The 11,564-nt window shown below is 61.8% G+C and carries 7 protein-coding genes; all 7 read right to left on the bottom strand.

Going from position 1 to position 11,564, the window contains the following annotated elements:
* Positions 1-2,928 (bottom strand): DUF6531 domain-containing protein (locus tag OC445_RS01160; protein ID WP_262019912.1); only part of this gene is annotated, 2,928 nt, incomplete at its 3' end.
* A 12-nt stretch (positions 2,929-2,940) separates the two neighbouring features.
* Positions 2,941-3,375 carry a DcrB-related protein gene (locus OC445_RS01155; RefSeq protein ID WP_057975242.1) on the bottom strand — a complete coding sequence of 145 codons (435 nt, stop codon included), beginning with the start codon at positions 3,373-3,375 and terminating at the stop codon, positions 2,941-2,943.
* A gap of 15 nt (positions 3,376-3,390) precedes the next feature.
* A complete protein-coding gene (locus OC445_RS01150; RefSeq protein WP_198790707.1) occupies positions 3,391-5,334 on the bottom strand; it encodes a type VI secretion system Vgr family protein in 1,944 nt (647 codons plus the stop codon).
* A gap of 156 nt (positions 5,335-5,490) precedes the next feature.
* A complete protein-coding gene (gene tssH / locus OC445_RS01145) occupies positions 5,491-8,151 on the bottom strand; it encodes a type VI secretion system ATPase TssH (protein WP_054896054.1) in 2,661 nt (886 codons plus the stop codon).
* Complete coding sequence (gene tssG, locus OC445_RS01140; protein ID WP_034129114.1) at positions 8,144-9,187, bottom strand: type VI secretion system baseplate subunit TssG; 1,044 nt, start codon at positions 9,185-9,187, stop codon at positions 8,144-8,146. Before tssG ends, tssH begins: the two co-directional genes overlap by 8 nt.
* Positions 9,151-11,010 (bottom strand): type VI secretion system baseplate subunit TssF, encoded by a 1,860-nt coding sequence (gene tssF, locus OC445_RS01135; protein ID WP_054896053.1) that lies wholly within the window; start codon positions 11,008-11,010, stop codon positions 9,151-9,153. Before tssF ends, tssG begins: the two co-directional genes overlap by 37 nt.
* Entirely contained in the window at positions 11,007-11,522 is a 516-nt protein-coding gene (tssE, locus tag OC445_RS01130) for a type VI secretion system baseplate subunit TssE (protein ID WP_034129256.1), read from the bottom strand. Before tssE ends, tssF begins: the two co-directional genes overlap by 4 nt.
* Positions 11,523-11,564 lie beyond the last annotated feature (42 nt).

Here is an 11,564-nt window from a genome sequence, read left to right as displayed (position 1 = left end):
GAGGTTGATCTGGTGCAGGTGGCCGCTGCCGTAGTACAGGCGGTTGAGCCAACGGCCGTCGGGCAATTGCGTCTGGATCAGGTTGCCGAGCTCATCGTAGTGGTAGTTCAGGCTGCCGGCGGCGCTTTGTTCGATAAGCAATTGGCCGCGCGCGTCGTAGGCGAAGGCCAGTGCCTGGGTGGTTTCGTCATTGCCGATGAAGGTGACAGCGGTAAGTTGGTCCAACGGGTCGTAGGTGTATTCGGTGCGACCATCATCGGTTTGTTTCAACAGCAAGCGGCCCACTGCATCGCGTTCAAGTCGATGCACAATTGAAGGCTCAGGTGTCTGCCCCGTGGGCACGTACTCAACGGCGGCTACGTTATCCAGAAGGTCATAGGCATAACGTCGGGCGCTGCCGTCGAGGTCTTGCTGCTCTACCAGACGGTCGCACGGGTCCCAGGTAAAGCGGTAACTCTCACCATTTTCATTGGTCAGGGTTTGGAGGTGTCCGTAGGCGTCGTAGCGGAACTCAATCTGCCGGCCATGGGCATCTATTCGTTGGCGCACTTGCCCGCGGCGTCCGTATTGGTAGCGGGTGGTGTGACCTGCGGCATCGGTATAGCCGATCAACAACCCGCTGGTGTCACGCAGGTACTGCTCGATGCGGCCGTCCGGCATTTCGCTCTGTAGCAACCGGCCTTGGCTGTCGTGTTGATAGCGCTGGCGCTCACCCAAGGCGTCAATGACCACCTGCAAATGACCCTGGCGGTCGTACTCGAATGCTGTGGGGTACCCCGAACAGTCGATATGCTGGATTAACTGTCCGGTTTCATTCCAACGCAGGGTTTTGCTTTTGCCCGTGGCATCGATGATCTCCACCACCTGTCCAAACGTATCGTAGCGATACCGTGTGACATGCCCCAACGGATCGATTTCACTGACGCAATTGCCGCGCTGGTCATACTGATATTGCCACGCGTGGCCTGCCGCATCGGTCTCCACCAACGGCAGCGACCAATGCTCCAGCCATAACGTCGACTCGATACGCCCCAATGGATCCCGAGTGCTGCACAGGTTGCCGGACTCGTCGTAGCCGAACTGCCATTTGCCGCCTTGCGGATCGGTGGCGCTGAGCAGCTGACGCTCGTCATTCCATTCAAACTGCCAGGTTTTTCCCAGGTTGTCGGTGTACTCGGTTATCTGATACTGCGGGTTCCAGCGGCGTGTGCTGACCCGTTGCAAACCATCAGTAATGCGCGTCACACCGCCCGGCAGGTCATAGTCGAACCGGTACTCGTCACCTTCGTCGGTCCAGTGCCGCACCACGCGCCATTCGCTACCGTCCACACAGTCCCATTGGTAGTAACAACGCAGCCCGGTGGGCAGCTGATGCTCGACCATGCGCTGGCCGCTGTCGTAGGTGAAGCGGCGTTGCACATTTGCGTCGGTATCGCGAACTTCGGCCAGGTCGCCGCGAGCATCGTAGCCGTAACTGACAAGGGTTTCTCGGCTGTGATCGGGGTATAGCCGTTTGACTTGCTCCACTCGCGCAGGCCATTGCTGGCTGTAAACAAGTTCGACACGCACATGGTCGAACGTATCTCGTAAGTGGCTCAGCCGACCCTGAATGTCATAGTCAAGGAAGATTCGGTTGTCGTTGCGATCCCCCAATTGGCTAAGGCGCAGGTGTGAGGCGTTGCCTGGCGTGGGTTCGAATAGCCGATACAGCCCATCAACGCTTTCGATCAGTAGTTGGCCATTGGTATTGCGCCGTACGCTCAAGCCTTCTCCTGCGCTGAATACGGCACCGCCCAGCGGGATCACGCCCATGTCGATCTGTCGCGCTTGCTCATCGGTATAGACCAGCCGTTCCCCACCTTCGGGGTGTACGCCGATCTCGACGCAGACCTCGTAGATCACGCTCCAGCTGGCACCGAACAGACCGTCGCGACGCTCGTCCCGGCTGCTGTAGTAGCGCTGCCACTCGATAGGGAGCAGGCCGGGCAGGGCGAAGTCCAGATCGTCTTCCCCATCAAGAATTTTCGCGCCCGTGGAGCTGTGTACCGGGTTAGGCGAGCCTGCTACCGCGGAGGTAATGGCATTGGTCACTTGGCTGGTGCCCCACGACACCAGTCCACCAACGACCATGCACGGCAGCTTGCTGAAAAACTTGGAGCCCCCACCGCGCAGCATCAACAGCGCGGTCACCGCCAGCCCGACACCGGGGGTCTTGCCGCTGCGGATCTCGCGCACCACCACGGGGCTGCCGCCAATACGCACGTTGCTGGAGATCATCCCCGACTCGACAATCGATGCGTCGCAGGTACTTCGGTCACCGCTGCGGGCGGCCGGCTGACCATTAATCGTGACCTTGCTGGAGCCTTCGGCAATAAACTGCGGTGGCATGGGTGGATGCTTGGTGCAGATGACGATGTCCAGCGGTTTGGGGACTGCGCCCGGCGCAGGAACCGCCACGGTGGGGCGCCACATCTGCGAGAAAAATCCCTTGGCCATGTCCAGGTAGCTGGCTTCCTCGGGATTGCCGCCTTCGGCAGGTTGCGGGCTGACCGGGCCGATTGCGCCTGCGGCACGCGCAGCGGGTATGCCGTTGGTGAAGGTGTTATGTGAGCCGGTGGCAATGGTCGCCATCACCACCGGCGGGAATAACGCATTGCCTATCCAGTCACAAACTTTTGTCAGTCCCTTGTCTGCCCCCGTCTTGCTCATGCCAATGCCGACGATGATGCCTACCACCGCGCCCAGTACAAAGCAGCCTAGCCCGCCGGTTACAACCGTAATACCGGTGGCGGCCACAATCGCAGCCGTGGCGACGGCCGTAATAGCGATGTTGGCCGCAATTTCCAGCACGCCGCCCAGGATGTCGGCCATCGCCGAAGTGTGCAGCAGGCCGTCGCCGAGGCGTGCCGCCCAGAGAGCGTCAGACATGGATTAGGGGCTTCAAGGTTTGGGATTCAGCTGCAGGGTGCTTTTGATGGTTGCCCAATGGGCGCTTTCAGCATCGCCCAGGGGTTGGGCTTTGACATAACTCAGGGCAAGCATCTGCCGAGTGCCGGGTATCACAAGTGCTAACTGGTATTGATGGATGCGCTCGGTGCCTTTGCTGAACTGGTTATGCACTTCGATGGCGTCTATATCCTGCGCCGCGCCTATATGAAGAGCCTTGGCCGGTTGATAGCGCAAGTCCTGTACCTGCTTTTCCAGCTTCGCCAGTTGCTCTTCGAAGTTGCTCTGCAGCGTCTCGCCATCACCCAGCAGGCTGCGGCTAACGATCAGCGACGTACCCAGCGCGGCGAACTTCAGAATATTGATGGAAGCATCCTGAACCTCATCGCTGGGCAGGGTGAATTCAAATTCATTGAGTCGATAGGTCATTGAAACGGAGTCTCGTTATTGGCCGGAAGACGGCTTGGGAAACATGGCGTTGACGGCGGCGTCAATGTCGCCCTTGACCCCTTGGCCCATGGGTGTGGTGCCGCCTTTGCCGCCAATATTCAAATGCAGATTGCCTCCGGTGTTGATCTCGGAGCTGCCTTCGGAATACACATTGATCTGAACACCGGTGAGATTGATCTGCCCGCTGGCATTGAGCTCCAGCACGCTTTTGCCACAAACCAGACGCAGGTTTTCGCCCACTTCAATCAGGTAACTTTTACTGATGGCGTCTGTCTTGCTGAACCCCACCATGAGCATGTCGTCGTGCTTGACTGCACGCATTCGGTCGTTGCCGATCGTCACTACCTCGTCATGACCGATGCTCTTATTCCGGTCATGTCCCACCGAGTGGCTTTCATCCACCTCCACCACGATGTCCTGGTTACGCTCGGCATGGATATACAACTGCTCCAACCCCTTCTTGTCCTCCATGCGGATTTCATTGAAATTGGCCGGCGTGCCGCCTTTGCTGGAGCGGCTTTTCATGCCGCTTTGGGTGGCGTTCTCCGGCAAGTCGTAGGGCACCGTCTGCTCAGCGTTGTACACCCGCCCGGTGATGATCGGTCGGTCGGGGTCGCCTTCGAGGAAGCTGACGATCACCTCTTGGCCGATGCGTGGAATCTGCATCGAGCCCCAGTTCTTGCCGGCCCAGGATTGCGACACGCGAATCCAGCACGAGCTGTTTTCGTTGGATTGGTCGTGGCGGTCCCAGTAGAAATGCACCTTCACGCGGCCGTACTGGTCGGTCCAGATTTCCTCGCCCTTGGGGCCTACCACCAACGCGGTCTGCGGGCCTTTGACGATGGGGCGGTGGGTGTTGGCCAGTGGGCGGAAACTCTGTTGGGCGTCGATGCAGGTCAGGCTGCTTTCGAACTGCGCCGAGCCTGAACCGCCACCGCTTTCCAGGCTTTCTTGCACGATGAAGTAACGGCAACCGACGATCAGGTATTCGCGGTTCTGGTCCTGGCGACTGAAACCGGTGAGGCTGAACAGATGGCCCGAGCCCAGGCCGCGCGCATTGCCGCTGAACTCGATCTGTTCATGCAGGGTTTGCAGGGCCTCAATGCGGGTGCGCGCATAGTGTTCGCCGTCGGCGCTTTGCACGTAGGTGCCGGGGTAGTCGTACAGTGGGTAGTCGCCGGCGGTGTGCGGGCGCGGCATGGCCGAGCGCACGTCGATGCTCGCGCTGGGGCGCTGGAAGTCGTAGTCGTTGAGCTCCAGCGAGCCCGGCTGAACCTCCTGCGCCAAGTGCCAATTGTGCATATGGTCGCGTTCGCGCTGCTGCTCGTCCTTGGGGTAGTAGGGGATCGACGCGTAGCCGGGCACGCTGGTGTGGGCGCCATAGGCGTCGGCCAGCACCAGCACATGGCGGTCCTGTTCATGGCGGAAGAAGTAGTAGATGCCTTCCTGTTCCATCAGCCGGCTGACGAAATCGAAGCTGGTCTCGCGGTACTGCACGCAGTACTCCCACTCGCGATACGGCCGGCTGAGCGCGTCTTCAAAGTCGGAAAAACCCAGGTCACGGAACACCTGCTTGATGATCTGCGGGATGCTCAGGTTCTGGAAGATACGGCAGTCGGAGGTCCGGCTGAGCAACCACAGCCAAGGGCGCAGGGTGACTTGGTAACTGGCGAACTGGCCTTTGTCGATGTTCTGGCTGCACCGCGCAACGATCCCGTGGAAATGCCGCTCGCCGCCGTCCGCCAGTTGCAGGCCGACGCTCATCGGTTTACCCAGCAATTGGTTCAGGTCGATGTTGGCGTCCAGGGACGTCAGTTGCAGCTCATAGTTGAACAGCCGGCCCAACTCTTCACCGCCGCCCATTTCGTTGAGCAGCAGCACATCCGGCCCGAGGGGGCTGTTGATCTTGGCCAGGCGTGAAGCTTGGTTGAATAGCATCGGTAGTCCCGTAAATACCGTCATCACTGACGGAACCGGATCAACTGTGGGAGCTGGCTTGCCTGCGATAGCGGTGGATCAGTCAACATCAATGCTGAATGTCAGACCGCTATCGCAGGCAAGCCAGCTCCCACACTGACCGTATTCCAACAATAGTTATTCGGTGTCGCTGAAGTCGTAGTGCAATTCATTATCCCGACTGCTGATCCGCACCCCCGCCAGTGCCTTGCCTTCCAACATGCGCGTGAGGAATTCGCGGCTCATGTCCGGCAGCAGGCTGTTGGTCAGGATGGTGTCGATCATGCGCCCGCCGCTTTCGGTCTCGGTGCAGCGCGAGACGATCAGGTCGACCACTGCGTCGTCATACTCGAACGCGACTTTGTGGGTGTTCTCCACACGCTTCTTGATGCGGTTCAGTTGCAGGCGCGTGATCGCTTTAAGCATCTCGTCGCTCAGCGGGTAGTACGGGATGGTCACCAGGCGACCGAGCAAGGCCGGTGGGAAAATCTCCAGCAACGGCTGGCGCAGGGCCTTGGCGATTTCCTCGGGCTCGGGGGTGTTCGCCGGGTCCTTGCAGACGTGGGAAATCAGTTCGGTACCGGCATTGGTGGTCAGCAGGATCAGGGTGTTCTTGAAGTCGATCACCCGGCCTTCGCCGTCTTCCATCACGCCCTTGTCGAACACCTGGAAGAAAATCTCGTGCACGTCCGGGTGAGCTTTCTCCACCTCATCGAGCAGCACCACGCTGTAGGGTTTGCGCCGTACCGCTTCGGTCAGCACACCGCCTTCGCCGTAGCCGATATAGCCCGGTGGCGCGCCCTTGAGTGTGGACACGGTGTGGGCTTCCTGGAACTCGCTCATGTTTATGGTGATGACGTTCTGCTCGCCGCCGTACATGGCTTCGGCCAGGGCCAGGGCAGTTTCGGTCTTGCCCACACCCGAGGTGCCGGCCAGCATGAACACGCCAATCGGCTTGCTCGGGTTGTCGAGGCCGGCGCGGGAGGTCTGGATGCGCTTGGCGATCATTTGCAGGGCATGGTCCTGGCCGATGATGCGTTTCTTCAGGTGCTGGTCGAGGTTGAGCACGGTTTCCAGTTCGTTGCGGGCCATGCGGCCCACCGGGATGCCGGTCCAGTCGGCGACCACCGAGGCCACGGCCTGGTAATCCACGGTCGGCAGGATCAACGGGGTTTCGCCTTGCAGAGCGGTGAGGCGCTGTTGCAGATCGACCAGTTTTGCACGCAGTTCATCGTTGCCGCTGTCCACAACCCCGGCCTTCTCGCGCAGGGTTGCGCGGGTGGCGAGCAGCTCATCCACCAGGGTTTTCTCTTCGGCCCAACGGCTTTCCAGCGTGGCCAGACGCTCACGTTCGGCGGTCAGCAGCGCTTCGCTATGGGTTTGACGCGCTCCAATGGCAATGCCGATCGCATGCTCACGGGCGATGATTTGCAGCTCGGTTTCCAGGGCTTCGATACGGCGACGGCTGTCGTCCACTTCCGCGGGGACCGCGTGCAGGCTGATGGCGACGCGGGCGCAGGCGGTGTCCAGCAGGCTCACGGACTTGTCCGGCAACTGGCGCGCCGGAATGTAGCGGTGGGAGAGCTTCACCGAGGCTTCCAGAGCTTCGTCGAGGATCTGCACCTGGTGGTGTTTTTCCATTGTGGAAGCCACGCCGCGCATCATCAGCAGGGCCTTGTCTTCCGACGGCTCGGCAACCTGTACCACCTGGAAACGGCGGGTCAGGGCCGGGTCTTTCTCGATGTGCTTTTTGTACTCGGCCCACGTGGTGGCAGCCACGGTACGCAAGGTGCCACGGGCCAGGGCAGGCTTGAGCAGGTTGGCCGCGTCACCGGTGCCGGCAGCGCCACCGGCACCCACCAGGGTATGGGCTTCGTCGATAAACAGGATGATCGGCTTGGGTGAAGCCTGCACGTCTTCGATGACCTGGCGCAGGCGCTGTTCGAACTCGCCTTTCATGCTGGCGCCGGCTTGCAACAGGCCCACGTCGAGGCTGCGCAGTTCCACGTCCTTGAGCGCAGGCGGTACGTCGCCGGCGACGATACGCAGGGCGAAACCTTCGACCACGGCGGTCTTGCCCACCCCGGCCTCACCAGTGAGGATCGGGTTGTTCTGGCGCCGACGCATGAGGATATCCACCAGTTGGCGAATCTCCTCGTCACGGCCCACGATTGGGTCGAGTTTGCCGCTGCGGGCCTGTTCGGTCAGGTCCACAGTGAAGCGCTTGAGCGCTTCCTGCTTGCCCATCGCGCTGGGCGCCATGGCACCGCTGGCCTCGCCAGGGACGCCGGCATTGAAGCCATCGCTGGCGCTCAAGGCATTTTCCGGCGAGTCACCGACGTATTCATCAAAGCGCTCGCTCAGGGCCTCGGCCTTGATCTTGTCGAACTCGCCGGACAAACCCAGCAGCGCATGGCGCAGGCTCGGTGTCTTCAAGATGCCCAGCACCAGATAACCGGTGCGCACCTGGCTTTCACCGAACATCAGGCTGCCATACACCCAGCCGCGTTCCACGGCTTCTTCCACGTGGGACGATAGGTCGGTGATCGACGTCGAGCCACGCGGCAGGCGATCCAGGGCTTCGGTGAGGTCACGGGCCAGGCGCGCCGGCTCCACGTTGAACTGGCGGATGATGCGGTGCAGGTCCGAGTCCTGCAGTTGCAGCAACTGGTGAAACCAGTGGGCCAGTTCCACATACGGATTGCCCCGCAACTTGCAGAACACGGTGGCGGCTTCGATGGCTTTGTAGGCCACGCTGTTGAGTTTGCCGAACAGTGCGGCGCGACTGATTTCACCCATGCTCTGGATTCCTTGAGGTGGTGGCGTGGTCGGCGTAATGCCGGGCCAGGATTAGGTCGTTGGCGTCATGCGCAGGTTGGCCGAGCCAGGTGTTGAAGCCCAGGCGGAACTGGCCGTTGAGTTGCAGCGCCGGAACTTCGGGTTGTTGCAAAACCAGGTTCAAGTCCCAGTCCAATTCATGGCCCAGGTACTCGGCCACCCACGCCACCAGCTCGTTGAACGGCTGTTGGCCGGGCAGCATGCCCATGTAGTCATCCAGCGTGAGCGGGCCCAGGCGGATGCGGAATTTGTGCTGGCGGTCCCACACGTGGCTGCCCAGGCAGAAGTCCACGCCCAACTGGTTGGCGCTGACCCCCACGCGGCTGCGTTCGGGCAGTTCCAGCCATTGGCCGACGTATTCCTCGATCTCTACCGGCAGGCCGAAGTACTCGCTGAGGATCGCTTTCAAGCCATCCGGGTAACGGGTTTGCGCCGACAGATGGCCGCTGTAATGCAGCTTCGCGGTATCGGGGATCAGCCCTTGATTGAGCAGGCTCGGCATCCCGCGGCCACTCAGGGCGGCGAGGCGGGCGGACCAGTAGTCATCGTCCGGGCGGTCATGGCTGACCGTTGGCCGCGCCTCGGCCCAGGCCCGATAGAACAGGGTCAGCAAGCGATGGTGGAACACATCCAGGAACTGCTTGCTGGTGCTATCGGCGTTGTTGCGTTGGCGCTCGCGCACGTACTCGGTGATGTGCAGCGGCAGCGGCCCGTTGGGGCCGCCGAGGCCGAAAAAGAACTGCTCCAACCGCGCCGGCTTGCCGTCGCCACCGGGGTCGACCGAGGCGAGGGTGGCGGGTGCGAAGGTGCAATCGGCCTGCTGCCCCAGGCGCAGCGGATCATCGGCCAGGCGCAGGGAATGGCCGAGGCGTGGCAGCTCGGGCGTTTCGCACTCGATGCGCCGCAATGCCTGGAAGAAGTCATATTCCCAGGGCTCCTGGTGCATCGCGTCCAGGGTTCTCACAGGGTCGGACGCCGTCCGGGCTTGGCTTTCCATCGCATGATCTCGCCGCGTTCGGTGGTACGGATCACCGTCTCGGTAAAGCTGTTGATCGACACGTAGCGTGCCAGGAAGCGCTCCAGCACTGCACCGAGCAGGAACACGCCGGTGCCGCGAAACGCGTTTTCATCGAACTCCAAGGTGATTTCCAGGCCGCGGCCAAACACAATCGGGCCAGGCATCGGCAGGCGTCGAGTCACCGCCTTGCTGCTGACTTCGCGCAGGCCTTCGATCTGCAATTGCAGGGCGGCGTCATTGCTGTCGCCGTACAGGCGCAGCAGTTCGCGCAAGGCGCCGGCGCCCTGGCCCTCTTCGCTCAAGGACAGGTAGTTGAGCGACAACTGGCTGATCAGGCGCCAGGCCTTGGCGTCATGCGCATGGCTGGCACGCGGGCGGCTTGGCCCGGCGACGCACCGCACGGCCAGTACCGGCGCACTGTCGGCCAGGGTGAAGTCGGTCTTGCCGTTGCCCACGCTCATGAACAGCGGCAGGTCCCGGTTGGTGCACAGTGCCGTCACGCCCAACTGGCGCAGGTCATGGCGATACGGCGCCTGGCGGCTGTCCACCAGGCTGACGAAGGTTTCACTGCCCACATAAGTGGAGCGCGGGCCATTGCGGCGCTGATCGCTGGACAGCACACGCGGCTCGCGGCGCACGCTGTAATACGCTTGGTCGCGGCCATAGCGCGACGGATCGCGCACCGCATAGAACGGCAAGAACGGCTGCTCCGGACCGGTGCCATGGCCAGTAATGCCGCTCAAGGAGTGAATCTCGAAATCCATCGGCCGCGTACGGTCGGCGATCACGTGGTGTTCATTGACCCGGTCGGACAAATGGATGCGGTCCACGCGCTTGGGGAACAGGTTGATGGCGGGCGTGCAGAACGGCAAGAACTGCGCCGCGCCGACACTGCCTTCCAGGCTCGGTTCGTGGCGGTCGAACAGCACGATCAGTTCCAGCTCCTGGCCGTCACACCGTTTGACCGCACGGCTCAACTCGGCGAACTCAACGAACAGGAAGCGATGGGGCAGGGCGAAGTACTCCTGCAACAGGCGATAGCCCTGGAACGCCCGCGCTACCACCGGCATGGCCGCATCGGCATCATCGAACCCCCGCGAGCGCAACGCGCCCTGGGGCAGGCGCTCGACCCAATCGCCACCGGGCTGGCGCGCAAACACCGCGCAGGCGTTGCCCAGTAGTTGTTCGTAAAGGCGAAACGGTTGTTCATCAGCGCCGCTCAGGTACAGCGGCAAGGTATCCAGGTCGAGGCTGTTGAACGGCAGCTCGGCACCGGTGCGCAGGGTCAGGCGCAGGCCGGCCTTGGCTTTCGGTTCGCTGGCGGCCAGGCGCCCGAGCACGGCGGCGGGGTTGCCGAAATATTCGGCGTTGTTGACCTGCAAAGGCCACAGCGTCACCGGGTGCGCGGTGCGGTACTCGCAGCAGGTCTGGGTTTCACGACCCAGGGCGGCACGCAGCACCGTATCACGGGGTAGCGGGAAACCGCCGGCCAGGGAGCCTTCATCGGGGTCGGTCTGCAGTTGCACTACGGTCATCGACGGCGTCGGTGCCAGGTAGTGCGGGTAGGCGATTTCCAGCAAGTTGTGGGTGAAGGTCGGGTACTCGGCGTCGAGCTTGAGCTGCACGCGGGCCGTGAGATAGGCGAAGCCTTCAAGCAAACGTTCGACGTACGGGTCGGCGCAGTCCATACCGGACAGGGTCAGCCGACTGGCGATCTTCGGGTATTCCTTGGCGAACTCGGCGGCGCTTTCGCGCACGTGGTGCAATTCCTGGTTGTACAGCTCCAGCAGGCGCGGGTTCATGGGCGTCTCCGCTGGTCGGCATTCAGCACGCGCACATGGCCGGACTCCAGGTCCACGTCGGTCTGCAACAGCAAACGCAACGGCACCGGCTGTGCCCACAGGTCGCCTTCAATTTCGAAACTCAGGGCGTTGTGATTCATCTCGCCATGGCCCATGCGCGCCTTGACTCGCAATGTGTGGCGCAAAATACGCGGCTCGAAAGTGGCGATGGCCTGGTAAATCAAGGCTTCCAGGGCTTTGATGTCGACGCTCGAAGCGCTGTTGCCCGCCAGTGCCGGCAGGCCGTAATTGACCACCGAAGTGCCGGCCGGGGTGTGCAGCGTGGCATCGGTATCGAGTAACGAGGTGGTGTTAAGCAACCACGCCAGGTCACGCAGCACCGAGGCCTTCAATTGGGTCAGGGACAGCACGCGTTTGTCGGCGCTTTCCTTGGGGTTGGTCGGGTCTTCGTCGGTCAACCGGTCCAGCAGGGACGGTTGCAGACGGTCGCGGGAAGCGATTTCAGTTACCACCAAAGCAGCTCCACGGACGGGTTGCGAGAGGGACACAATGGC

The organism is Pseudomonas sp. Pse35 (genome assembly GCF_024519715.1).
GTDB lineage: Bacteria > Pseudomonadota > Gammaproteobacteria > Pseudomonadales > Pseudomonadaceae > Aquipseudomonas > Aquipseudomonas paracarnis.
The sequence above is the reverse complement of the archived record's forward strand: the minus strand, read 5'-3'. Positions and strand labels throughout refer to the sequence as shown.

Excerpts from the sequence above, each read along its gene's own strand:
- OC445_RS01155 (WP_057975242.1), bottom strand. The coding sequence starts at position 3,375 with ATGACCTATCGACTCAATGAATTTGAATTCACCCTGCCCAGCGATGAG.
- tssG (WP_034129114.1), bottom strand. The coding sequence starts at position 9,187 with ATGGAAAGCCAAGCCCGGACGGCGTCCGACCCTGTGAGAACCCTGGAC.
- OC445_RS01150 (WP_198790707.1), bottom strand. The coding sequence starts at position 5,334 with ATGCTATTCAACCAAGCTTCACGCCTGGCCAAGATCAACAGCCCCCTC.
- tssH (WP_054896054.1), bottom strand. The coding sequence starts at position 8,151 with ATGGGTGAAATCAGTCGCGCCGCACTGTTCGGCAAACTCAACAGCGTG.
- tssF (WP_054896053.1), bottom strand. The coding sequence starts at position 11,010 with ATGAACCCGCGCCTGCTGGAGCTGTACAACCAGGAATTGCACCACGTG.